This is a genomic window from Thiomonas delicata, from assembly GCF_900088825.1.
In the GTDB taxonomy this organism is placed as follows: domain Bacteria; phylum Pseudomonadota; class Gammaproteobacteria; order Burkholderiales; family Burkholderiaceae_C; genus Thiomonas_A; species Thiomonas_A delicata.
In genome coordinates, this window is record NZ_LT592171.1 from 518,414 (window position 1) to 541,958 (window position 23,545).

Below are 23,545 nucleotides of genomic sequence, written 5' to 3' on the forward strand. Positions count from 1 at the left end.
GGGCTGCGGGCTCGTTGCAAGACGTGACGCAGCCTGGCTTCCAGGCTGACCCAGGCACTCCCGGTAAAATAACCAGGTTCGGGGCGTAGCGCAGCCTGGTAGCGCATCTGCTTTGGGAGCAGAGGGTCGGAGGTTCGAATCCTCTCGCCCCGACCAAGAGTTCATCAAGTCACGACAGCCAAGACACCGCCACCTGGCGGTGTCCTTGTTTCTGCCCTGCGCAGCCATGAAGCCGGTGCTCCCGCGCAAGACGCCGCGGCTCGGTCGGCTGGGTATGCATGTCTCGGGTCGAAGCGCCGCATGAAGCCTGCCCGACCAAGATGGCGCCAGCTGCAGGCCACAGGTGGTGAACCGGGTCGCCATGCGGCATCGCGCACTCAGTTGTGGAAGGCCGCCATCGCGGCGCCGAACCCCACGAAAATGCCGCCGGTCAGGCGATGGAACACGCGCGCCACTTTCGCCCCGCGCAGCATCGTGCCCAGGCGCGCGCCGAAGCCGGCGTAGATGAAATACCAGCTGACCTCGATGGTCGCGAAGGTGCCGACGAGAACGACGAATTGCAGCAGCCAGTGGGCTGTGGGGCTCATGAATTGCGGCAGGAGTGCCGCGGCGAACAGGATGGCCTTGGGGTTGCTGCTGGCCACCAGAAAACCGTTGCGGAACAGCGCCGCCGGCGTGTGTAGGCGATGGGCATCGCCATCCGCCTCGGGAGCCGGTTCGGCCAGGGTTGTGGCGTGCGAAGCCGCCCGCCAGGTCTTGATGCCAAGATAGATGAGGTAGGCGGCGCCGATCAGACGCAATGTGTCGAACAGGCGCGGCCAGGCTTGCAGGAACACGCCCAGGCCTGCGGCCGAGATCGAGATCATCACCAGCAGCGCTGACAGGCAGCCGGCCATGGTCGCGGTGGAGCGGCGCCAGCCATGGCGCGCGCCGTGGCTCATCACGAGCAGCATATTGGGGCCGGGAATGGCGGAAATCACGCCGACGGTGACGACGTAGAGCAGCCAGGTATGGGGGTTCATGGTGGATCTTGCGTTGAGATGGTTCAGTATGCCACGCGGGATCTGGGTTCGCCGTGTCGAGATCTGGCGTTCGTGTGCCATCACGCAGGCCTGTTGCGACCTCAGCGGCAAGGGGCATGCAGAAGTCAACGCATGCGCTTATCATTCCAACATTACTTGGACTATCGTAATGAATAGCGACGACGCCGTCACAGCACTTGCCGCATTGGCCCAGGAGGCCAGGCTGGCCTTGTTCCGCTTGCTGGTGCAGGCCGGCGAGCAGGGCATGACCGTGGGGGCGCTGGCCTCCAGCGCCGGCTTGGCGATGAACAAGACCTCCTTCCACCTGCGCACCCTGGCGCATGCCAACCTGGTGCAGGTGCTGCCCGAAGGCCGGTTCGTGCGCTATGTGGCGCGATTCGACCGCATGCACGCCCTGCGCGACTACCTGGGCGAGAACTGCTGCGGCAGCAATCCCCAGGCCTGTGCGCCCGGGGCGGCGCAGCGTGACGCGCCGCCGCAGACATCGACAGCCACGCGCGGCCAAGGCTGAACCTGAGGCTGGCGCGGCGCAAGGCCAGGTTCCGAACCCGAATCAAACCTGATGAGAACCACGATGAACAAACCCCACTCCCGCAACGTCTTGTTTCTGTGCACCGGCAACTCGGCCCGCAGCGTGCTGGCCGAGGCCACGCTCAATGCCTTGTCGGGCGGTCGATTTGCCGCCTACTCGGCCGGCAGCCATCCCGCCGGTCGCGTCAACCCCTACGCCCTCGAGCTGATTGACGGCAACGGCTGGCCGACCGCAGGTTTGCGCAGCAAGAGCTGGGACGAATTCGCCGCGCCGGGGGCGCCCGAGATGCATTTCATTTTCACGGTCTGCGATGCCGCCGCCGGCGAGGCCTGTCCGGTGTGGCTCGGCCATCCGACCACCGCGCACTGGGGCGTGCCCGACCCAGCGGCGGTCGACGGCAGCGACGTGCAGAAGCGCCGCGCCTTCCGCGATGCCTACACCGCGCTGCGGCGCCGCATCGAGCTGTTTCTCGCGCTGCCGCTGGACAAGCTCGACGCCGCGCGCACCCGTCAGGAACTCGCCGCCATTCCGCAACGCGCCGACGCCACGCTCCAAGGGCTGGCCGGCGCCCAGCCCGCAAGTCACGCCGCGGGAGCATGAGATGAGCGCTCAGTGTGAAGTCACGGCCGCGCGCGCCGCGGGTGCGCCGATGTCGGTGTTCGAGCGCTATCTCACGCTGTGGGTGGCGCTGTCCATCCTGGCGGGTATCGGGCTGGGGCGGCTTGCGCCCGGCACCTTCGCCAAGCTGGCGGCGCTGGAGCTGGCGCAGGTGAATCTGCCGGTGGCGCTGCTCATCTGGGTGATGATCATCCCCATGCTGGCCAAGGTCGACTTCTCGGCCCTGCATCGGTTGCGCCAACATGTGCGCGGCATCGGCGTGACGCTGGTGGTGAACTGGCTGGTCAAGCCGTTCTCCATGGCCTTTTTCGCCTGGCTGTTCATTCGCGTGCTGTTCGCGCCGTGGCTGCCGGCCGGCCAGCTCGACAGCTATGTCGCCGGGCTCATCCTGCTCGCCGCCGCGCCTTGCACGGCCATGGTGTTCGTGTGGAGCCGGCTCACCGGCGGCGACGCGCTGTTCACGCTGTCGCAGGTGGCGCTGAACGACACCATCATGGTGTTCGCCTTCGCCCCCATCGTCGGTCTGCTGCTGGGCTTGTCGGCCATTACCGTGCCCTGGTCCACCCTGGTCATTTCCGTGGTGATCTACCTGCTCGTTCCGGTGGCCATCGGCCAGGTCTTGCGCCGCGTGCTGCTGGCGCGCGGCGCGGGCACGTTCGAGGCCGCCATGCACGCGCTCGGCCGAGCGTCGATGGTCGCGCTGCTGGCCACCCTGGTGCTGCTGTTCGCGTTCCAGGGCCCGCAGATCCTGGCCCAGCCGCTGGTCATCGTGTTGCTGGCCGTGCCGATCCTGGTGCAGGTGGTGTTCAATGCCGGCCTGGCCTACCTGGCCAACCGCGCGCTCGGCGAGTCGCACGCGGTGGCCTGTCCTTCGGCGCTCATCGGCGCGTCCAACTTCTTCGAGCTGGCGGTGGCGGCGGCGATCAGCCTGTTCGGTCTGCAGTCGGGCGCGGCTTTGGCCACGGTGGTCGGCGTGCTGATCGAGGTGCCGATCATGCTCGTCGTGGTGCGCGTGGTCAGTGCTTCGCAGGCATGGTACGAGGCCGGGTCCAGGCGATCGGCCTGATACCCGGGGCGGTCTACCATAGCGGTGTGCACAGACATCGAGAGGACAGCCCGTGGATCACCAATCCGTCAAACAAAGCCTGGACCGGCTGCGCGCCGCGCTGGAGTCGGGCGCGCCGCTGGACGACCAGCTCAAGTCCGACTTGGCGGCACTGGACGCCGATATTCATCGTCTGATCGACGGCCAACCGCCGCAGGCCGAGACCGGCCTCGTCGAGCGGGCGCGCGAACTGTCGCTGCGCTTCGCCGAGCGGCATCCCACCGTCGCCCTGGTCCTGCGCGAACTCGGCACCCTGCTCGAGGGCATCGGCGCCTGAGCGCTTCACGCTGCGGCCGCGCCACGCCGGCGCGGCCTGCAAGTGTTCTCCCATGATCGAGGCTGCGCACGAGCCGGCATACTTCGCCGGCGAGAATCCCCCCGCGCCCGGACAGCTGCATGAAGTGGCGGCCGGCGTGTACTGGCTGCGCATGCCCATGCCGCTGGCGCTGGACCACATCAACCTCTGGCTGCTGGAAGACGGCCGGGGCTGGACCGTGGTGGACTGCGGGCTGCACACCGACGCCACGCGCGAAGCCTGGGAACGGATCTTCGCCGAGGGACTGCGGGGACGGCCCATCACCCGTGTCGTCTGCACCCACATGCACCCGGACCACATCGGCCTGGCCGACTGGCTGTGCCACCGCTGGGACGCACCCCTGTGCATGACCCAGGGCGAATACCTCAGCGCCCGGCTGCTGTCCGCCGGACTGCCGCCCACCGATACCGCGTCCATGCTCGCGCACTACCGCCTGCACGGCGCCGATCCCGCCCACTTGCAGGAGCTGGCCGGCCGCGGCAATTTCTATGCCCGCATGGTGCCCTCGGTGCCGCACGCCTACCAGCGGCTGGTGCACGGCCAGCTGCTGCGCGTCGGGCGCGACAACTGGCAGATCATCGAAGGCGGCGGCCACTCGCCCGAGCATGCCTCGCTGTGGTGCGAGGCGCGCGGCCTGCTCATCGCGGGAGATTTGCTGTTGCCGCGCATTTCCACCAATGTCTCGGTCTTTCCCATCGAACCGGAGGCCGACGCGTTGGGCCGTTACCTGCGCGCCCTCGCGCGCTTCACCGCGCTGCCAGCGGGCATGCGCGTGCTGCCCTCGCATGGTTTGCCGTTCACCGGCGCGCACGCCCGGGTGCGGCGCTTGCGCATCCATCACGCCGAGCGACTCGCCCGCGTGCTGCAGGCCTGCCAGGGGCAGGCCTGCACGGCGGCCGACCTCATCCCCGTGCTGTTCCGGCGCGAACTCGATGCGCACCAACTCGGTTTCGCCCTTGGCGAGGCCATCGCGCATGCCCACCGCCTGTGGCACGTCGGCGCCCTGCGCCGCGAGTTCGACGCCCAGGGCAGGGCACGCTTCCGGGTCGTCGAGCGGTCGTCAGGAGAAACGGTGGATTTCGAGCAGGTCGCCGCGAGCGCGGCGGGGTTGTGAGACAGGCTAGGCGGCATGGCCTCACACCTTATGTCTTGCCTTCCAGCCACGCCATTTCTTCCGCCGTAAACCCCGCCTGCAGCCGCGCTTCGCGGTTGAACGGCGGCTTGAGTCGCGGCGCGGCGTATTCGCGGGCGATGGCGTCATAGGCGGTGCGCGGGTCGCGGCTAACCTGGGCGCAGGCCCAGTGGTACCAGCGGTTGCCAATGGCGACATGGCCGATTTCATCGGCCAGGATGCGGTCCAGGATCTCGGCGCCGTGCGCGTCGCCCGCCGCAGCAAGCTTGGCACGGATGCCGGGGTTGGCGTCCAGGCCGCGCGCCTCCAGGGTGCGGGGGACGAGGGCCATGCGGGCGAGGCAGTCGCCGGCGGTTTTCTCGGCCATGTCCCACAGGCCGTTGTGGGCGGGGAAGTCGCCATAGTCCGCGCCCAGGCTTTGCAGGTGTTCGCGCAGCAGGGTGAAGTGCTCGGCCTCCTCGGCCGCCACGCGCAGCCAGTCGCGGTAGTAGTCGGCGGGCAGGCCGGGGAAGCGCCAGACGGCGTCGAGCGCGAGGTTGATGGCGTTGAACTCGATGTGGGCGATGGCGTGCAGCAGCGCGGCCCGGCCTTCGCGGCTGCGCGGGTCGCGCCAGGCCATGCGGTTGGGGGGCAGCAGTTCGGGGCGGCCAGGGCGGCCCGGCAGGAGGGCGCCGGCTGCGTCCGCCTGCAGGCCGGCTGCGGGGTCGATGAGCAGGTCGCCCGCACGCAAGGCGCGGTGCAGCGCCAGCGTGCGCTGCACCTTGACGGCCGGGTCGGCCAGCGCCAGCGCAGCCAGGGCCTGGCGGCGGGCGCAGGCGCAAACCGGGAGGCCCGCCGTGGAGGCAGGCGTACTCGCGGCGCGCGGTGGGCTCATCAGGCGGTGTCGGTCCGCTGAATCACTGCGATTTTTTCAACACGGCCATGGCCGATGCGATGAGCCCGGCAGCCTGGCTCATGTCGCCCGGCACGACCAGGGTGGTGCTGGCCTTGGCGAGGTTGGCGTAGGCGTCGAGGGCCTGCTGGGCGACCTTGAGTTGCACCGCTTCCGTGCCGCCCGGCTTGCCGATGGCGGCGGCCACCACCTCGAGCGCATGCGCGGTGGCATTGGCCACGGCCTCGATGGCGGCGGCCTCGCCCTGCGCGGTGTTGATGGCGGCCTGACGCTCGCCCTCGGAGCGGGCGATGAAGGCCTGGCGTTCGCCCTCGGCGATGTTGATCTGCTGCTGGCGCGCGCCTTCCGAGGTGGCGATGACGGCGCGCTTCTCGCGCTCGGCCGTGATCTGCCGCTGCATGGCGTGCAGGATCTCGGCTGGCGGGGTGAGGTCCTTGATCTCGTAGCGCAGCACCTTGACGCCCCAGGTCATGGCCGCTTCGTCGAGCGCCGACACCACGCTGTGGTTGATGTAGTCGCGCTCCTCGAAGGTCTTGTCGAGTTCGAGCTTGCCGATGACCGAGCGCAGCGTGGTTTGCGCCAGTTGCGAAATGGCCAGCAGGTAGTTCGATGAGCCATAGCTGGCGCGCATCGGATCGGTGACCTGGAAGTACAGAATGCCGTCGACCGTGAGCTGGGTGTTGTCGCGCGTGATGCAGACCTGGCTGGCGATGTCCAGCGGCACCTCCTTCTGCATGTGCTTGTAGGCCACGCGATCGACGAAAGGCACGATGAAGCTCAGGCCTGGCGCCAGGGTGCGGTCGTACTTGCCCAGGCGCTCCACCACCCAGGCATGCTGCTGCGGGACCACCTTCACGCCGCGCGACGCGATGATGATGGCGATGATGGCCAGGATGAGGGCGAGTTCCATGGATGTTCTCCGAATGCGCAAATCGAGAGGGGCGCCCGCCGCGACACGCGGCGGGCGCGTACCGGGGGTCAAGCGGCAGGCGTGTTGGATTGTGCCTGGGCGGCGTTGCCATGCGCGCTCGGCACGGGTTCGAGGACCAGGGTGTTTCCGTCCATGGCCTTGATGCGGTGCTGGCCCGGCTGCGCCTGGCCCTTGCCGCCGAAGCGGGCGGCCCAATCGGCGCCGCGGTAGTGCACGCGCGCCTCGCCGTTGGCGTCCCATGTGGCGACCTGCACGGTGGAGCCGATGTCCAGGTTGATGTCGCGGTTGGCGCCCGGGGCGGGCCTGACGCGCTTCTTGCGCAGGGTGTACAAGACATACACCGGACCGGCGCCGAACACTGCCGCGACGACCCATTGAACAGGAGTGTCCAGCCCCAGGTGGGCCGCCAGCGCGCCGGCCGCGGCACCCACGGCGAGCATCAGCAGGTAGAAGCTGCCGCTGGTGAGTTCAAGCGCCACCAGCACGGCAGCGGCGATCCACCATTGAATCGGGGTGCTCATCATGATCGTCGTCTCCAACCGTTTCTCGCTGCGTTCACCGGATTTTTCTACACTTCGCCCTTCTATCACGCCAGAGGCCGGAACGCCACCGGAGCCCATCATGCGCTTTCGTTTTCCCATCGTCATCATCGACGAGGATTTCCGCTCCGAAAACAACTCGGGCCTGGGCATCCGCGCGCTGGCCCAGGCCATCGAGCAGGAGGGCATCGAGGTGCTGGGCGTCACCAGCTTCGGCGATCTCTCCAGCTTCGCCCAGCAGCAGTCGCGCGCCAGCGCCTTCATCCTGTCGATCGACGACGAGGAATTCGCCGCCGCCGAAAGCGATGCCGAGGCGCCGGTGCTGCAGTCGCTGCGCAAGTTCATCGAGGAAATCCGGTTCCGCAACGCCGAGATTCCCATCTACCTCTACGGCGAGACGCGCACCTCGCGCCATATCCCGAACGACATCCTGCGCGAGCTGCACGGGTTCATCCACATGTTCGAGGACACGCCGGAATTCGTCGCGCGCCACATCATCCGCGAGGCGCGGGCTTATCTCGACTCGCTGGCGCCGCCGTTTTTCCGCGCTCTCGTCGGCTATGCCGCGGACGGCTCCTACTCCTGGCACTGCCCGGGCCACTCCGGCGGCGTGGCCTTCCTGAAAAGCCCGGTGGGACAGATGTTCCATCAGTTCTTCGGCGAGAACCTGCTGCGCGCCGACGTGTGCAATGCGGTGGACGAACTCGGGCAACTGCTGGACCACACCGGCCCGGTGGCGGCGTCCGAGCGCAATGCGGCGCGCATCTTCCATGCCGACCATCTGTTCTTCGTCACCAACGGCACGTCCACCTCGAACAAGATGGTGTGGCACTCCACCGTGGCGCCCGGCGACGTGGTGGTGGTGGACCGCAACTGCCACAAGAGCGTGCTGCACGCCATCATCATGACCGGCGCGCTGCCGGTGTTCCTCACGCCCACGCGCAACCACTACGGCATCATCGGTCCGATCCCGAAAGAGGAATTCCTGCCGGAGAACATCGAGCGCAAGATCGCGGCCAACCCGCTCACGGCGCATCTGGCAGGGAAGGTCAGGCCGCGGGTGCTCACCATCACCCAGTCCACCTACGACGGCGTGCTCTACAACGTCGACGTCATCAAGCAGATGCTCGATGGCTACATCGACACCCTGCATTTCGACGAGGCCTGGCTGCCCCACGCTACCTTTCACCCGTTCTACACCGGCATGCACGCCATCGGCTATGGGCGGCCGCGCACGCGGGAGTCCATGGTGTTCTCCACCCAGTCCACCCACAAGCTGCTCGCCGGTCTGAGCCAGGCCTCGCAGATCCTGGTGCAGGACTCCGAGACGCGCAGCCTGGACCGCCCGCGCTTCAACGAGGCCTATCTGATGCACAGCTCGACCTCGCCGCAGTACGCCATCATCGCCTCGTGCGACGTGGCTGCGGCGATGATGGAGCCGCCGGGCGGCACCGCGCTGGTGGAGGAAAGCATTCTGGAGGCGCTGAACTTCAGGCGCGCGATGCGCAAGGTGGCCGAGGAGTTCGGCCACGACTGGTGGTTCAAGGTGTGGGGCCCCGACGAACTGGCGCCGGAGGACATCGGGGCGCGCGAAGACTGGCTGCTCGGCCCCGAGGCGGACTGGCATGGCTTCGGGAAAATGGCGCCGGGCTTCAACCTGCTCGATCCGATCAAGGCCACGGTGATCACACCCGGGCTGGATCTGCACGGCCGCTTCAGTGACACCGGCATTCCCGCGGCCATCGTCACCAAATACCTGGCGGAGCACGGGGTGATCGTCGAGAAGACCGGGCTCTACAGCTTTTTCATCATGTTCACCATCGGCATCACCAAGGGCCGCTGGAATACCCTGGTGACCGCGCTGCAGCAGTTCAAGGACGACTACGACCGCAACCAGCCGCTATGGCGCATCCTGCCGGAGTTCGTGGCCAAATTCCCGATGTACGAGAGGGTGGGGCTGCGCGACCTGTGCCAGCGCATCCATGGCGCCTACGAAGCCAGCGACGTGGCGCGCCTGACCACCGAGATGTACTTGTCGGACCTGCAGCCCGCCATGACGCCGACCGAGGCCTACGCCAAGATGGCGCATCGCGACATCGAGCGCGTGAACATCGACGACTTGGAGGGGCGGGTCACCACGGCCCTGCTCACGCCGTACCCGCCCGGCATTCCGCTGTTGATTCCCGGCGAGCGATTCAACCGCAAGATCGTGCAATACCTCCAGTTCGCGCGCGACTTCAACCGCCAGTTCCCCGGTTTCGCCACCGACATCCACGGCCTGGTCGAGGAGGACGGACCGCAAGGCAAGCGCTATTGCATCGACTGCGTGCGGGGTGCATGAGGGGCGGGCCGCCGGCCTGCGGAGGATCGATTGATGTGGCGCGCGCAGGGCCCAAGATCCTTCGCCCGCACGCAAGCGTGCGCAGGCACGCTTGTCGGGGCTCGTTGGCATGGCGCACATAGGCGCCAAGACCCTTCGCCGCGCGCGCAAGCGTGCGCAGGCACGCTTGCTGGTCGGGGCTCAGCGCTGTTGTTGGCGGTATTGGTCCCTCAGGCGCCGCTGCTCCTGGGGCGAGAGCTGTTGATAGCGCTGCTGCTCGCGCAGGATGCGTTCGCGGCGCTCGGGGGGCATGCGCTCCCACTGCTCCATGCGTTGGTTCCACTGCGGGCCGCGTTCATCGTTACGCGGCCGCTCGGCCAGGGCTGGCGCGGCCGCGGCCGCCAGTCCTGCCGACACGCAGACCGCCCATGCGGCGCCGCGCCATGTGCGAGCGAGCAAGGACAAAGGGGGACGAACTTCAGGCCGGATTGGCATGGCGCACGTCCTGCAGGGCCTGGGGATGGCTGGCCAGCCATTCGTAGAAATCCATGTTCTGCACCGCATCGGCCGTTTGCGCGTTCAGCATGGGCTGCATGGGCGCCTGGGTATGGCTGGTCAGCAGGGGCAGCGCAACCAGCGTGAAGGTCGCCAGCGACGCCGTGACCAAGCCCGCGGCCATCACGCGCGGCCAGCGCAGCTTGCGCGCAGGCTTGCGCGCCATGCGGCGCGCGGCGAGTTGCGGCAACGGCGCCAGACCGGCAGCGACGCGCGCGCCGAACCGCGCCTGCTCCGCGAGTGCAGGATTGGATTGCACGGCATCCTGGACGCGGTGTGCATGCTCGGCGTCGAGCATGCCCGCCCGCCAACGGTCGATCTCGGCCGCCGTGATGGTTGTGTTGGTGTTCATGGCGTCACCTTTCACGATGAAATACCCCCGGTGAATGGATTATCGCTCTGCAGCAACTCGCGCAGCCGGGTCAGGGCGCGTAAATGGTGTGTCTTGACGCTGCCTTCGCTTACGTGCATGGCCACAGCGGTGTCGGCGATCGACAGCCCCTCCATCTCGCGCAGCAAGAAAGCTTCGCGCTGACGCGCGCTGAGTTGCGTGATGGCGTCGGCGATGCGCCCGGCGAGCTGCATGTTGCCGACCTGATGGTCGGGTCCGGGCGCGGGGTCGGCCAAACTTTCCCAGGCCGCCGACGTGCCTTCGTCATCCTCGTCGCTGGCGAAGAAGAAATCGAAGACTTTTTCGATTTTCTTGCGCCGGTGCCAGTCGGTGATGCGATTGCGCAGAATGCTGTAGAACAGAGGCGCCCACTCATCCGCCGGCTTGTGGCGATAGCTGCTGACCAGCTTGACCAGGCTGTCCTGCACGAAATCGGCCGCCAAGTGCGTGTTGCCGCCGGTTTCCAGCAGGGCCATGCGCATGGCGCGGGGGCGCACTTCGAGGCAGAAGCGGTCGAGCGCAACTGGATCGGTGCTCACGTCATCGAGCAAGAGTGTGTCTGCATATTGCATAGCATAGTGTCCTGGTCCGGACGGGCGATGCGGCCGATTTTGTTCCGTCAACGCGCGAACAGCGGTTTTTCAGGACAGGCGCCGCCGATTTTTTTGTAACAGCTTGCGCCAGGCCGCGCCGATCGGGCCAGGCGGCATCCCTAGAATGCGCTTGCACTCCGATCGTCCGCCGTGAATCCCCTGCTCGACCGACTCCACGCCTATCCCTTTGAAAAGTTGCGCGCCCTGATGGCCGGCGTGCGGCCGAATCCGTCCATGTCGCCCATCAGCCTGGGCATCGGCGAGCCGCGCCACCCGGCCCCGGCACTGGTGCGCGAGGCGCTGGTCGGCCATCTGGATGGGCTGTCACACTACCCGGCGACCGCCGGAACGCTGGAGTTGCGCCGTGCCTGTGCCGATTGGGCCGGCCGGCGCTACGGCGTGGCGCTCGACCCCGCAAGCCAGGTGCTGCCGGTCAACGGTTCGCGCGAAGCCCTGTTCGCGTTGGCACAGGTCGTGGTGGATGCCACGCGGCACGCGGCGACCGTGGTGTGCCCCAATCCCTTCTATCAGATTTATGAGGGCGCGGCTCTGCTGGCGGGCGCGGCCTGCCACTTCGCACCCGTCGATGCGCAGCGAAATTTCGCAGTGGACTGGGATGCCGTGCCCGAAGCCGTGTGGCAGAACACGCAACTGCTTTACGTCTGCTCGCCGGGCAACCCGACCGGCGCCGTGATGCCGTTGCCGGAATGGGAACGATTGTTCGCCCTGTCGGACCGGCATGGCTTCGTGATCGCCAGCGACGAGTGTTATTCCGAGATCTGGTTCGGCGACAGCGCGCCGCTGGGCGGCCTGGAGGCCGCGCTTCGGCTTGGCCGGCGCGATTTTCGCCGCCTGGTGATGCTCACCTCGCTGTCCAAGCGCTCCAACGTGCCGGGTTTGCGCTCGGGTTTCGTCGCCGGGGATGCCGACCTGCTCAGGGCCTTTCTCCAATACCGCACCTACCACGGCAGCGCGATGGGCCCCGCGGTGCAGGCCGCCAGCATCGCGGCTTGGGCGGACGAGGCCCATGTGGTGGAGAACAGGCGCTTGTACCGCGAGAAATTCGCCCGCGTGCTCCCCATCCTGCAGCCGGTTCTGGATGTGCAGCGGCCCGATGCCGGTTTCTACCTGTGGGCGGCCACGCCGGGCGACGATGTCGAATTCGCCCGCGGCCTGCTCGAAAACTACAATTGCACGGTTTTGCCCGGCAGCTTGCTTGCGCGCGAGCAGGACGGCCGCAATCCCGGGCGCAACCGCATTCGCCTGGCCCTGGTGGCCGGGGTGGATGAATGCGTCGATGCCGCCGAGCGCATCGCCGCCCATACCCGTAGCCTCTGACCGTTCCTCTTATGACGACACCACTCCAAACCCTCATCGACCAGGCCTGGGAAGACCGCAGCAGTCTCGGCCCGACCTCGGCACCCGCGGAATTGCGCCAGGCCGTCGAGCATGTGCTCGACGAACTCAACGCCGGGCGGCTGCGCGTGGCGGAAAAGATCGACGGCCAATGGGTCACGCACCAGTGGCTGAAAAAAGCCGTGCTGCTGAGTTTCCGCCTGACCGACAACACGATGATGCGCGCGGGGGATCTGCACTTTTTCGACAAGGTGCGCACCAAGTTCAGCCATCTCGGCGAGGAAGAGATGCGCGCCACCGGCGTGCGCGTGGTGCCGCCCGCGGTGGCGCGCCATGGCGCCTACCTGGCGCCCAACGTCGTGCTGATGCCGTCCTACGTGAACATCGGCGCCTATGTCGGCGAGGGCACCATGGTCGACACCTGGGCCACGGTGGGTTCGTGCGCGCAGATCGGCAGGAACGTGCACCTCTCGGGCGGCGTGGGCATCGGCGGCGTGCTCGAGCCCATCCAGGCCAATCCGACCATCATCGGCGACAACTGCTTCATCGGCGCCCGCTCGGAAGTGGTCGAAGGCGTGATCGTCGAAGACAACTGCGTCATTTCGATGGGCGTCTATCTCGGCAAGTCCACCAAGATCTACGACCGCGCCACCGGCGAGATCCTCTACGGCCGCGTGCCCGAAGGCTCGGTGGTGGTGTCGGGCAATCTGCCGAGCAGCGACGGCAAGTACAGCCTGTACTGCGCCGTCATCGTCAAGCGGGTGGACGCGCAGACGCGCGCCAAGACGGCCATCAACGAATTGCTGCGCGATTGAGACTGGCGGCGCGGCTTCGTTCAAACACCGGGAGAAACGCATGTCCACGATGGAACGCCTGTTCAAGCTCATGGCCGAGAAAAAGGCCTCGGACATCTACATCAGTCCGCATGCGCCCATTCTCATCCGCATCAACGGCCAGGCCGTGGCCATCAACCGCCAGGTGCTGACGCCCGAAGACCCGCCCAAGCTGCTGTCGGAGATCGTCGAGCCCAAGCATGTGCAGCGGCTGCACGACGAGGGCGAGCTGAACCTGGGGTTGTCGCGCTCGGGCATTGGCAGCTTCCGCCTCAGCGCCTTCATCCAGCGCGGCAGCGTGGCCATGGTGATCCGCTACATCCCGAGCGACATCCCGGCGCTGGAAAGCCTCAACCTGCCCGGCGTGATGGCCGATCTGGTGATGGAGAAGCACGGCCTGATCCTGATGGTGGGCTCCACCGGCTCGGGCAAGAGCACCAGCCTGGCCGCGATGCTCGACCACCGCAACGCACGCATGACGGGGCACATCCTGACGCTCGAAGAGCCCATCGAATACCTGTTCAGGAACAAGAAGTCCATCGTCAACCAGCGCGAGGTCGGCATCGACGCCAAAACCCTGTCCCTGGGCCTGAAGAACGCGCTGCGCCAGGCCCCGGACTGCATCATGATCGGCGAAATCCGCGACACCGAGACCATGACGGCGGCGCTGAACTACGCGCTCTCCGGGCACCTGTGCCTGGCCACGCTGCACGCCAACAACAGCTATCAGGCGCTCAACCGCATCCTGGGTTTCTTTCCGCTGGACATGCGGCCCGCGCTGCTCTCCGACTTGTCCGCCGGGCTGCGCGCGGTCGTGTCGCAGCGTCTGCTGCGCGCCACTGCCGGAGGCCTGATCCCGGCGGTGGAAGTCATGCTCAACACGCCGCTGATCCGCGAACTCATCGTCAAGGGCGATTTCTCGACCATCAAGGACACCATGGAAAAGACCATGGCCGAGGGCTCGCAGACCTTCGAGCAGTGCCTGGCGCGCATGGTCGTCGAAGGGCAGGTGTCGCGCGAGGAAGCCCTGGCCTATGCGGATTCGCCCACCAATCTGATGTGGCGGCTGCAAAACGATTTTTCGACGCGTCCCTCCAGCCAGGCGCCAGCCAGCGCCGCGCTCGATTCCGACGAACCGTCGTTCCGCGAAATCTCCCTCGACCTCGGCAACGGCTGAGTCCGCCCCATCCATGACATCTTCCACCCGCGCCCTGGCCGAGGCGCTGATCGCCTGCCGTTCCGTGACCCCGGTGGACGCCGGCTGCCAGGACATCCTGGCCGGGCGGCTGCGCCCGCTGGGTTTCGATTGCACCTTCATCGAGGCCGGCCCCGCAGAATTCCGCGTGCGCAATCTCTGGGCATTGCGCCCGGGGGCAGCCGGTGCGCAGGCCCCCGTGCTGGTCTTCGCGGGCCATACCGACGTGGTGCCGACGGGGCCGCTCGAGCAGTGGCACAGCGATCCGTTCGTGCCCACCGAACGCGACGGCAAGCTGTACGGCCGCGGCGCGGCGGACATGAAGACCTCGCTCGCGGCCATGGTCGTGGCGGTGGAACAGTTCCTCGGCGCGAATCCGCAGCCGCAGGGCGCCATCGCCTTCCTGCTCACGAGCGACGAGGAAGGACCGGCGCACGATGGCACGGTGCGCGTCTGCGAGGCGCTGCAGCAGCGCGGACAGCGCCTGGACTGGTGCATCGTCGGCGAACCCACCTCCACCGAGGCCCTGGGCGACGTGATCAAGAACGGCCGCCGCGGCTCGCTCTCCGGGCGCCTGGTCGTGCATGGCGTGCAGGGGCATATCGCCTATCCGCAGCTGGCGAAGAACCCCATCCACCTGGCAGCGCCGGCCCTGGCCGAACTCGCCGCAGTGACCTGGGACGCCGGCAACGCCCATTTCCCCCCGACCACCTGGCAGATCTCCAATATCCACGCCGGCACCGGCGCGACCAACGTCATTCCCGGCGATCTGACCTTGGATTTCAACTTCCGCTTTTCCACCGAGTCCACGCTCGAATCGCTCAAGGCACGCGTGCATGCCGTGCTCGACCGGCATGCCTTGAACTACACGCTGGACTGGACCCTGGGCGGGGAGCCTTTCCTGACGCAACCGGGCGCGCTGTCCCGGGCGCTGCAGTCGGCCATCCGCGCCGAGACCGGGCGGATGGCCGAACTCTCCACCAGCGGCGGCACGTCGGACGGCCGTTTCATCGCCAGGATCTGCCCGCAGGTGGTCGAGTTCGGCCCGCGCAACGCCAGCATCCACAAGATCGACGAACACGTGGATCTGCGCGATCTCGATCCCCTGGCCGCGATCTACCGGCGCACCCTCGAGGCCCTGGTGGCGTGAGGCGCGGCAAGCCGCAGGAGCCGCTCCGTTTCGACCAGGTCTGGCGGCGCGCCGCAGGCCGGTTGCGCGAGGCTGGCCTGTCCTTCGGGCATGGCGCCTCCAATGCGCAGGACGAGGCGGCATGGATGTTGATCCACGCCCTCGGCTGGCCGCTGATGGACAGTTTCGCCGCGTTCGACGCCCTGCAGGAGCGAGCCGTGCCGCCGGATGCCGTGGCGCGTTTCAACGCCCTCATCGACCAGCGCATCGCGTCGCGTAAGCCGGCGGCCTATCTGCTCGGCGAGGCATGGCTGCAGGGTGTGCGCTTCATCGTCGATGAGCGCGTCATCGTGCCGCGTTCCTTCATCGCCGAATTGCTGGCGACGGGGCTCGATCCCTGGCTGCATCGCTCGCCGGCGCGGATTGCCGATATCTGCACCGGCAGCGGATGTCTTGCCATCCTGGCGGCGATGCGCTGGCCCGATGCCGGGGTCCTGGGCGCCGACCTTGCGGCCGACGCGCTCGGCGTGGCGGGGGCGAACGTGGCGCTGCACGGCGTCGCCGACCGTGTTCGTCTGCTGCAATCCGACCTGCTCGACGCCCTGCCGCTGCCGGCCACGCCGGACCAGGGCTACGACCTGATGCTGTGCAATCCGCCCTATGTCAACGCGCAGTCCATGCAGGCGCTGCCGCAGGAATACCGGCATGAGCCCGAATTGGCACTGGCCGGCGGCGAGGACGGCATGGATCTCGTGCGCCGCCTGCTCCGCACCGCGGGCGTTCATCTCGCGCCGCGTGGAGTCCTGGTCGTTGAGATCGGCAACGAGCGCGAGCATTTCGAAGCCGCATTTCCCGGTCTGCCGGTGGCCTGGCTGTCGACCAGCGCCGGGGATGACGCCGTATTCCTGGTCGAGGCCGCAGACTTGCGGAGCGCGGCATGATCCGTCTGCAGTCCGTGACCCTGCGTCGGGCCAGCAAGGTGGTGCTGGACAACGCGGACCTCACCATTCGCCCGGGCGAGAAAATCGGCCTGGTCGGCGCCAACGGCGCCGGCAAATCCTCGCTGTTCGCGCTGCTGCTCGGGCAGCTGCACGAAGACAGCGGCAGCGTGGAGTTTCCGCCCCAGTGGCGCGTGGCCTCGGTGGCGCAGAACGCGCCGGACTCGGATCTGCCCGCGACGGATTTCGTGTGCCTGGCCGACACCGCCTTGCAGGCCGCGCAGGCCGCCATGCGCGACGCCGAACAGCGTCGCGACGGCATGGCGCAAGCCGAGGCCGCTGAGGCGCTCGAGCTGGCCGATGCCTACACCGCCACCGCACGCGCCGAGGCGCTGCTGCTCGGGCTGGGTTTCACCCTGGCCGAGCTGCGCCGCCCCGTGCGCGACTTTTCCGGTGGCTGGCGCATGCGCCTGGCCCTGGCCCAGGCCTTGTTCCAGCCCAGCGACTGCCTTTTGCTGGACGAGCCGACCAACCACCTCGACCTCGACGCCCTGGTGTGGCTGGAGAACTGGCTGACGCGCTACGCCGGCACGCTGCTGGTGATTTCGCACGACCGCGAATTTCTCGACGCCGCGACCCGTGTCACGGTGCAGCTCGAGCACGGCGTGTTGCAACGCTATGCCGGCGGCTACACGGCGTTCGAGGAGCGACGCGCGGAGGCCTTGCAGCAGCAAGCCCATGCCTACGCGCGCCAGCAGCAGGACATCGCCCATCTCACCAGCTTCGTCGAGCGTTTCCGCGCCAAGGCGACCAAGGCCAAGCAGGCGCAAAGCCGCCTCAAGGCACTCGAACGCATGGAGCGGCTGGCGCCGGTGATGCTGTCCAACCCGCTGCGCTTCGCGTTTCTGAAGCCGGCGCGCCAGCCCCAGCAATTGCTGCGCCTGCGCGGCGTGGACTGCGGCTATGCGCCCGGGCAGCCCATTCTGCGCGGCGTGGAGCGCGACATTCTGGCCGGCGCGCGCATCGGCGTGCTGGGCGCGAACGGGCAGGGCAAGTCCACCCTGGTCAAGACCCTGGCGGGCTTGCTGCCCGCGCTGGCCGGCAAGGCGCAGCCTGGCGTGGATGTGGTCGTGGGCTATTACGCGCAACAGGAGATGGACGTGCTGCGCCCGGACGAATCGCCCATGCGTCACCTCGCCCGCCTGGCCGCGCAGATCCAGCCGCAGACCACCACGCAGGACTGGCGCAACTGGCTCGGGCGCTTCCAGTTCAGCGGCGAGATGGCCGAGCAGGCCGTGGGGTCGATGTCGGGCGGCGAAAAGGCGCGCCTGTTGCTGGCCTTGCTGGTCTGGCAGCGGCCCAATGTGCTGCTGCTCGACGAGCCGACCAACCACCTCGACCTCGCCACGCGCGAGGCGCTGACCCTGGCGCTGCAGGAGTTCGGCGGTGCCATGCTGCTGGTGTCGCACGACCGCGCCTTGCTGCGCGCCGCCTGCGACGACTACTGGCTGGTGGCCGATGGCCAGGTGCGGGATTTCGAAGGCGACCTCGACGACTACCAGCGCTGGGTGCTGGAGCGCGCGCGGGCCCGCATGCGCGAGCGCGAACCGCAGGCGTCATCCGATGCGGCGCCCGCCATGTCTACGCCGACCGCGATCGGCCAGGGCAGCCGCAAGGACCTGCGCCGCAACGCGGCGCAGTCGCGCCAGCAGCTCGCCCAGCAGCTGCGCCCGCTGCAGCGTGAGATGACGCAGGCCGAGCAGCGCCTCGCCGCCCTGCAGGCCGAGCGCGCCGCGCTGGAGCAGGAACTCATCGTCGCGCGCGACGCCGCGCGTATCGCCGAATGCGGTCGGCGCATCAAGGGCATCGGGGACGAGGAGGGGATGGTCGAGGCGCGCTGGCTCGAACTCGCCAGCCAAATCGAGGCGTTGCAGGCGGGCTGAGCGTCACGACGCAGGCAACCTCGACGCCTTCGCGAACAACAACAACAGCCCGAGCGCCGCCAGCGACAGCCCCGTGCTGTTGCCGAACCAGAAGCCGGCAGCGCCCTGCAGCCACCGCGGCGTCAGGCCCGTGGTGTCGAAAGCCAGCGCGTAGCCGCCGGCAAGGCCCACGCCCCACAGCATCACCCCGTAGAGCAAGGTTGGAATCACGGCGATGTGATAGGCGCGCAGGACGAAGGCGCTGGTGACCTGCACGGCGTCGAACAGCTGCGCGAAGGCGATGAACAGGAACAGGTGCTGCGCCACGGCGGCCACCGCCGCATCGTGGGTATAAAGCGCCACGATGGGCGCGCGCAGCAGCCACACGGCGAGACCCAACGCAGCGGACAGCGTTGCCGACAGACCGATCGCCAGGGCGCCCGCACGCCGTGCCGCGACGGCATGTCCAGCCCCCAGATGTTGCGCGACCACCGCGCCGGCGGCGATCGAGATGGACAGCGGAAGCATGTACAGCACGGTACCGAAGTTGGCGGTGATCTGGTGCCCGGCGAGCACCGTATCGCCGAGCCTGGCGATGAACAGCGCCATCAGGGTGAAGGCCGAGACCTCGATGAGCAGCGACAGGCCGATGGGCGCTCCCAGGCGCAACAGCGCGAGCAGGGTGGGGGGATGCGGACGTTCCCAGCCGCGCAGCATGGCATAGGGACGCAGCGATCGACTGGCCCCGAGATCCAGCCAACCCAGTCCCAGCAGTATCCAGCTCACCACGGCCGTCGCGGCGGCGCAGCCCACGGCACCCTGAGCCGCGATACGCAGATCGCCGAACTGCAAGCCGTTGATCAACGCGGCATTGAGCCCGATCTTCACCGCCAGGGCGAGCAATTGCAGGCGCGCTGCGGCCCAGGGCCGCGACAGTCCCTGGTTGGTCGCCGAGTAGGCCCGAAACAGGAGGTTGGCGGGTAGCGCCGCCGCCAGCCAACCCAGGTAGCGCAGCACGTCGTGGTCGCGGCTCAGGCCCGCGATGGTGAGCAAGGATTGCGGCCAAAGCAGCGGTGGCAGACCCACCACCGTGAGGCCCAGTGCCAACCAAAGGCCTTGCCGAAAGGTGTGCCCGACGTCGAGCGCGCGGCCCGCGCCGAAATGCTGGCCGACGCGCGGAATGAGCGCCTGCATCACACCCGACAGCGCCAGCGACAGCGGGATGAATACGGCTTGCGCCACGGCCAGCACCGACAGGCTGGCCGCGGAATCCCGCCCGAGCATCATGGTGTCGGCGACGCCGAAGCCGATCAGGGCCAACTGACCGATCAGCACCGATCCCGCCAGCCGCAGCAGCGAAGCCGCCGAGGTCATGGCGCGGTCGTCGCGCTGCGGTACAGGCTGAAACGCTCCTGCGGCTCCCCCGGGCGGTGGCCGCTCCACAGGCGCGTCCCGCGCTCGGCTTGACGTCGCGCGCTGGCCTCGGCGCGGGACTGCGGTTGCGCATCGGCCGGCGTAGAGCGCGTGTCGGCGCGAGGCGGCAGCACGAGGACGAATCCGCACCGCTGGCCATGTGTCTTCGGCCCGAACTTGGCATGGCTCCAGTAGCCGAGCAGCGCTTGCTGGGTCAGGCTCAAGCCCACGGGGGTGACGCAGGTCCCCGCCGCTTCGGCTTCGCGGCCGGCGTGCTTGCGCAGCGCGGCTGCCAATTGACGCCCTAGCGGACGGTATGTGCTGGCATAGTCGAGCACGGGCATCCACAGCGTGCCCACCAGCACCCACACCAGGGTCACGCCGCCGGCCGATAGCACCATGCCTTTCCACAACGGATGGCGATGCCGCCCGGCGCGCCAGGCCACGACAGCCGCCCAACTCAGCGTGGCGAGCAGGGCAACGAGCGTGGGAAGCAAGGAAAAATGGGCGACGAAACCCGGGGCCAGGCGAGCGATGTTGGCCGCCGGCTTGGCCGGGAAGCCGGTCAGCATGGCCAGCCACAGCACCCAGATGACCAGCGCCAGCAAACTGAAGAACAGCAGCGAGAACCAGTCGAGCGCTGCAAGGCTGCCCCGGCGCATGACGGGCAACGCCAAGGCAGCCAACGCCGCGGCCGCAGGCAAAGCCAGAACCAGCGTCGAGACGTTCCTGGCGGCAAGCAGGGCGGCCAGGCAGGCCAACAGCAGCAGTCCTAGCGGGGCCAGCACATGCCATTCCCCGACCGATTCGCGCCAGCGCCATACGGCCAATGCGGCCAGCGGCCACGCCGGCCAGACGAACCAGGCGAAGGTGCCGAAAAAATGCTGGATCGATGCGAAATCCGGCCATTGGGCGACCGCGCTGCCATGCACGACGGCGAGAATGGCCATGGCGAACGCCAGGCCGCCGGCGACAGCCAGCGCCGGTGCGAAACGAGGTGCGGCTTCACGCTGACTGGAGATCAGCGCGGCGATGAGCAGCGCGGCGAACAGCGCCAGCCAGGGGGCTCCGCTCGACGCCAGAATCAGCAAGCCCGACCCTAGCGCAAGGGCCGATGCCCTGGGTTTCGTGGGCACCAGGGACAGCCCGAGCAGCAGGGCGCTGTAGCCTGCCAGTTGCGCCAACTCCGGCAGGGTCTCATGGCCCCGCCCCAGCAGGCCCAGGCAGGCCAGCAGGGTGAGCAGGGCGCCGTCGGCAATGGCGCGGGCGTAGCCCTTGACGGAGATCGGCGTCGCGAAGGCGGGCTGCACGGGCTGGGCCGCATCGCGCAGCGCGAAATGGTAGGCGGCGTACCAGGTTTGCATCAAGGCCAGCGCCAGCAGCGCGATGAAGGGCAGGCGGCTGGACGTGATCGCGCCGAGCCAGGGGCCGAACAGATCGATGCTGGCCGCGCCCAGCCAGTAGGGCAGCCAGCCGCCGCCCACGGGGTGGCCGTAGATGCTCGGCTGCAACCATGTGGAGTGTCCGGCGGCGATCTGCCACATGACGCCGAACGGCAGGCCGTCGCCTTTCCATGGATCCCGGCCGAAAAACCCCGGCAAGGCGTAAGCAGCGCAGAGCAGCCAGAGCGGCCAGCGCGGCAACCTGGCAACGGCCGCCGCGGAGACCACGGGGCGAGCGGGCAACCGCGCCCGGCCTGGGGTGGTGTGGGGTGTGGTCATCTTCCGGGCTGGCGGGGTTGTCTCTTTTTAGCGTGCCTGCAATGAAAACGGGCAGCAGAGCTGCCCGTTTCGACCGTCCACGACGCGCCGCGAGGCGCGGCGACACCGGATGCGTCTTATTTTTTCGCGCCTGCCGCAGCGGCTGCACGCGCGAATTTCTGACGGAACTTGTCCACGCGGCCGCCCAGGGCGTCCACGCTCTTTTGCGTGCCGGTGTAGAAGGGGTGGGACTCGGAGGAGGTGTCGAGCTTCATCAGGGGCAACTCGCGGCCATCTTCCATCTTGATGGTCTCGCGCGTCTGCGCCGTCGACGGGATGACGAATTTGCTGCCGTTGGACAAATCAACGAAGCACACGTCGCGGTATTCGGGGTGGATTCCAGGTTTCATGATCGATTCCAAATGAGCGGTCAGCCGCAGCGCGAGCCCGCATAGCCCACTGTACTTAACCAAAAGAAAAACATTATTTCACGAAATCGGCCCGCCGGGAAACACGGACCGACTTTCGCGGCATCCGCACTGGCACGGGCTGGAGCCGACGTGCGGAGAACGCAGCGGCGGCCTCGCCACGGTGCGCAGCGCGCTTATCCGCCGCGACGCATCATGTCGAAGAACTCGGCGTTGTTCTTGGTCTGCTTCATCTTTTCCAGCAGGAATTCCATCGCTTCGATCTCGTCCATGGGATAGAGCAGCTTGCGCAGGATCCAGGCTTTTTGCAGGATGTCCGACTTCAGCAGCAGTTCTTCCCGGCGTGTTCCGGAGCGGTTGAGCAGGATGGCGGGATAGACCCGCTTCTCGGCCAGGCGGCGCTCGAGGTGGATTTCCATATTGCCGGTGCCCTTGAACTCCTCGTAGATCACTTCGTCCATGCGGCTGCCGGTGTCGGTCAGGGCGGTGCCGATGATGGTCAGCGAGCCGCCTTCCTCGATGTTGCGCGCGGCGCCGAAAAAGCGCTTGGGACGCTGCAGGGCGTTGGCGTCGACGCCGCCGGTGAGCACCTTGCCCGAGGCGGGCACGACGGTGTTGTAGGCGCGCGCCAGGCGGGTGATGGAGTCGAGCAGGATGACCACGTCCTTTTTCAGTTCCACCAGGCGCTTGGCCTTCTCGATCACCATCTCGGCCACCTGGACGTGGCGCAACGCCGGTTCGTCGAAGGTGGAGCTGATGACCTCGCCCTTGACCGAACGCTGCATTTCGGTCACCTCTTCGGGGCGCTCGTCGATCAGCAGCACGATGAGCACGGCTTCGGGATGGTTGGCCGTGATGGCGTGGGCGATGGATTGCAGCATCACGGTCTTGCCGCTCTTGGGCGGCGCCACCAGCAGGCCGCGCTGGCCCTTGCCGATGGGGGCGATGATGTCGATGACGCGGCCGATGATGTTCTCCTCGGCCTTGATGTCGCGTTCGAGCTTGAGGTGTTCCGTCGGGAACAGCGGCGTCAAGTTCTCGAACATGATCTTGTTCTTGTTCTCCTCCGGGGTCACGCCGTTGACGCGGTCGACCTTGACCAAGGCGAAATAGCGCTCGCCGTCCTTGGGCACCCGCACCTCGCCCTCGATGGAGTCGCCGGTGTGCAGGTTGAAGCGGCGGATCTGGCTCGGCGAGATGTAGATGTCGTCGGGGGAACCGAGATAGTTCGACTCCGGGGCGCGCAGGAAACCGAAGCCGTCCGGCAGAACCTCCATCACGCCGTCGCCGAAGATTTGTTCGCCGGTGCGAGCGCGACGTTTGAGGATGGCGAACATCAGCTCCTGCTTGCGCAGTCGGCTGGCGTTCTCGATCTCCAGGCCGGTTGCCATTTCGAGCAACTGGGAGACGTGCATCGCTTTGAGTTCAGACAGGTGCATGGCGGGCGAGGCGTGTGAGAGAGGAGAACTGCGTCGGTTTGTGCGGGGATCCAGGCGCCGGAGTCGGGTTCCGTGCATCGGAACCCGGCAATCGGCCTGGATCAGGCGCTCGATGCAAACGCTAGAGGGGAAATAAGGTTTGGGAGTGACGCAGCCCGGCGGGCAATGCATCGGGCGCTTGTCGCGCCGGAGGAGCGCCGATGTAGGCGGCGTTCCCAGCGCATG

Annotated in this window: 23 protein-coding genes and 1 tRNA gene; 13 read left to right on the plus strand and 11 right to left on the minus strand. The window is 67.6% G+C overall.

The window, feature by feature from the left end; translation table 11 throughout:
• Window positions 1-79: 79 nt before the first annotated feature.
• Window positions 80-156: transfer RNA gene (locus THIARS_RS11985), tRNA-Pro, on the plus strand.
• Window positions 157-377: 221 nt separating this feature from the next.
• Here THIARS_RS11985 and THIARS_RS11990 read toward each other — a convergent pair.
• A complete protein-coding gene (locus THIARS_RS11990) occupies window positions 378-1,022 on the minus strand; it encodes a LysE family translocator (protein WP_094161139.1) in 645 nt (214 codons plus the stop codon).
• Between the two features lie 169 nt (window positions 1,023-1,191).
• Here THIARS_RS11990 and THIARS_RS11995 point away from each other — a divergent pair, with 169 nt between their 5' ends.
• The 5 genes from THIARS_RS11995 to THIARS_RS12015 all read left to right on the plus strand — a co-directional run bounded on the left by THIARS_RS11995 (window position 1,192) and on the right by THIARS_RS12015 (window position 4,728).
• The gene (locus tag THIARS_RS11995) at window positions 1,192-1,554 is read left to right on the plus strand and encodes an ArsR/SmtB family transcription factor (protein WP_094161140.1); all 363 of its coding nucleotides are present in this window, start codon (window positions 1,192-1,194) and stop codon (window positions 1,552-1,554) included.
• A gap of 63 nt (window positions 1,555-1,617) precedes the next feature.
• On the plus strand, window positions 1,618-2,175 hold the full coding sequence (locus tag THIARS_RS12000) for an arsenate reductase ArsC (protein WP_094161141.1): 558 nt from the start codon (window positions 1,618-1,620) through the stop codon (window positions 2,173-2,175).
• Between the two features lies 1 nt (window position 2,176).
• Entirely contained in the window at window positions 2,177-3,259 is a 1,083-nt protein-coding gene (arsB, locus tag THIARS_RS12005; RefSeq protein WP_094161142.1) for an ACR3 family arsenite efflux transporter, read from the plus strand.
• 52 nt (window positions 3,260-3,311) lie between these two features.
• Window positions 3,312-3,575: a DUF4404 family protein gene (locus THIARS_RS12010; protein WP_094161143.1), complete on the plus strand. Its 264-nt coding sequence runs from the start codon at window positions 3,312-3,314 to the stop codon at window positions 3,573-3,575.
• A gap of 52 nt (window positions 3,576-3,627) precedes the next feature.
• On the plus strand, window positions 3,628-4,728 hold the full coding sequence (locus THIARS_RS12015) for an MBL fold metallo-hydrolase (RefSeq protein ID WP_094161144.1): 1,101 nt from the start codon (window positions 3,628-3,630) through the stop codon (window positions 4,726-4,728).
• A gap of 28 nt (window positions 4,729-4,756) precedes the next feature.
• Here the strand turns inward: THIARS_RS12015 and THIARS_RS12020 are convergent, their stop codons facing one another.
• From THIARS_RS12020 to THIARS_RS12030, 3 genes are all read right to left on the minus strand, one after another.
• Entirely contained in the window at window positions 4,757-5,620 is an 864-nt protein-coding gene (locus tag THIARS_RS12020; protein ID WP_094161145.1) for a ferritin-like domain-containing protein, read from the minus strand.
• 22 nt (window positions 5,621-5,642) lie between these two features.
• Window positions 5,643-6,548 (minus strand): SPFH domain-containing protein, encoded by a 906-nt coding sequence (locus THIARS_RS12025; RefSeq protein WP_094161146.1) that lies wholly within the window; start codon window positions 6,546-6,548, stop codon window positions 5,643-5,645.
• A gap of 68 nt (window positions 6,549-6,616) precedes the next feature.
• Window positions 6,617-7,093, minus strand: a complete 477-nt coding sequence (locus THIARS_RS12030; RefSeq protein ID WP_342747756.1) for an NfeD family protein — start codon at window positions 7,091-7,093, stop codon at window positions 6,617-6,619.
• A gap of 97 nt (window positions 7,094-7,190) precedes the next feature.
• Here THIARS_RS12030 and THIARS_RS12035 point away from each other — a divergent pair, with 97 nt between their 5' ends.
• Window positions 7,191-9,449, plus strand: a complete 2,259-nt coding sequence (locus THIARS_RS12035; RefSeq protein ID WP_094161147.1) for an arginine/lysine/ornithine decarboxylase — start codon at window positions 7,191-7,193, stop codon at window positions 9,447-9,449.
• 180 nt (window positions 9,450-9,629) lie between these two features.
• Here the strand turns inward: THIARS_RS12035 and THIARS_RS12040 are convergent, their stop codons facing one another.
• The 3 genes from THIARS_RS12040 to THIARS_RS12050 are packed head-to-tail and all read right to left on the minus strand — an operon-like array spanning window position 9,630 to window position 10,946.
• Window positions 9,630-9,887 (minus strand): DUF3106 domain-containing protein, encoded by a 258-nt coding sequence (locus tag THIARS_RS12040; RefSeq protein ID WP_141202397.1) that lies wholly within the window; start codon window positions 9,885-9,887, stop codon window positions 9,630-9,632.
• Between the two features lie 19 nt (window positions 9,888-9,906).
• Window positions 9,907-10,335, minus strand: a complete 429-nt coding sequence (locus tag THIARS_RS12045; protein WP_094161149.1) for a hypothetical protein — start codon at window positions 10,333-10,335, stop codon at window positions 9,907-9,909.
• A gap of 11 nt (window positions 10,336-10,346) precedes the next feature.
• Window positions 10,347-10,946, minus strand: a complete 600-nt coding sequence (locus THIARS_RS12050) for an RNA polymerase sigma factor (RefSeq protein WP_094161150.1) — start codon at window positions 10,944-10,946, stop codon at window positions 10,347-10,349.
• 171 nt (window positions 10,947-11,117) lie between these two features.
• On the opposite strand from THIARS_RS12050, the gene dapC reads away from it, so the two are divergent.
• Genes dapC through THIARS_RS12080 form a run of 6 tightly spaced genes read left to right on the plus strand, consistent with a single transcriptional unit; the run spans window position 11,118 to window position 18,361 of the window.
• Complete coding sequence (gene dapC / locus THIARS_RS12055; protein ID WP_094161151.1) at window positions 11,118-12,305, plus strand: succinyldiaminopimelate transaminase; 1,188 nt, start codon at window positions 11,118-11,120, stop codon at window positions 12,303-12,305.
• 11 nt (window positions 12,306-12,316) lie between these two features.
• Window positions 12,317-13,138 carry a 2,3,4,5-tetrahydropyridine-2,6-dicarboxylate N-succinyltransferase gene (gene dapD / locus THIARS_RS12060; protein WP_094161152.1) on the plus strand — a complete coding sequence of 274 codons (822 nt, stop codon included), beginning with the start codon at window positions 12,317-12,319 and terminating at the stop codon, window positions 13,136-13,138.
• Between the two features lie 40 nt (window positions 13,139-13,178).
• Complete coding sequence (locus THIARS_RS12065) at window positions 13,179-14,333, plus strand: PilT/PilU family type 4a pilus ATPase (protein ID WP_094161153.1); 1,155 nt, start codon at window positions 13,179-13,181, stop codon at window positions 14,331-14,333.
• 13 nt (window positions 14,334-14,346) lie between these two features.
• The gene (dapE, locus tag THIARS_RS12070; RefSeq protein ID WP_094161154.1) at window positions 14,347-15,501 is read left to right on the plus strand and encodes a succinyl-diaminopimelate desuccinylase; all 1,155 of its coding nucleotides are present in this window, start codon (window positions 14,347-14,349) and stop codon (window positions 15,499-15,501) included.
• Entirely contained in the window at window positions 15,498-16,421 is a 924-nt protein-coding gene (gene prmB, locus THIARS_RS12075; protein ID WP_094161155.1) for a 50S ribosomal protein L3 N(5)-glutamine methyltransferase, read from the plus strand. The genes dapE and prmB overlap by 4 nt, the downstream gene beginning before the upstream one ends.
• Window positions 16,418-18,361, plus strand: coding sequence for an ATP-binding cassette domain-containing protein (locus THIARS_RS12080; protein WP_094161156.1), 1,944 nt, complete (start codon window positions 16,418-16,420; stop codon window positions 18,359-18,361). Before prmB ends, THIARS_RS12080 begins: the two co-directional genes overlap by 4 nt.
• A 3-nt stretch (window positions 18,362-18,364) precedes the next feature.
• Here the strand turns inward: THIARS_RS12080 and THIARS_RS12085 are convergent, their stop codons facing one another.
• From THIARS_RS12085 to rho, 4 genes are all read right to left on the minus strand, one after another.
• The gene (locus tag THIARS_RS12085; RefSeq protein WP_094161157.1) at window positions 18,365-19,714 is read right to left on the minus strand and encodes an MATE family efflux transporter; all 1,350 of its coding nucleotides are present in this window, start codon (window positions 19,712-19,714) and stop codon (window positions 18,365-18,367) included.
• The gene (locus tag THIARS_RS12090; RefSeq protein ID WP_141202398.1) at window positions 19,711-21,474 is read right to left on the minus strand and encodes a hypothetical protein; all 1,764 of its coding nucleotides are present in this window, start codon (window positions 21,472-21,474) and stop codon (window positions 19,711-19,713) included. The genes THIARS_RS12085 and THIARS_RS12090 overlap by 4 nt, the downstream gene beginning before the upstream one ends.
• 116 nt (window positions 21,475-21,590) lie before the next feature.
• Window positions 21,591-21,863: a type B 50S ribosomal protein L31 gene (locus THIARS_RS12095; protein WP_094161159.1), complete on the minus strand. Its 273-nt coding sequence runs from the start codon at window positions 21,861-21,863 to the stop codon at window positions 21,591-21,593.
• 194 nt (window positions 21,864-22,057) lie between these two features.
• Window positions 22,058-23,320, minus strand: a complete 1,263-nt coding sequence (gene rho, locus THIARS_RS12100; protein WP_094161160.1) for a transcription termination factor Rho — start codon at window positions 23,318-23,320, stop codon at window positions 22,058-22,060.
• Window positions 23,321-23,545: the final 225 nt, after the last annotated feature.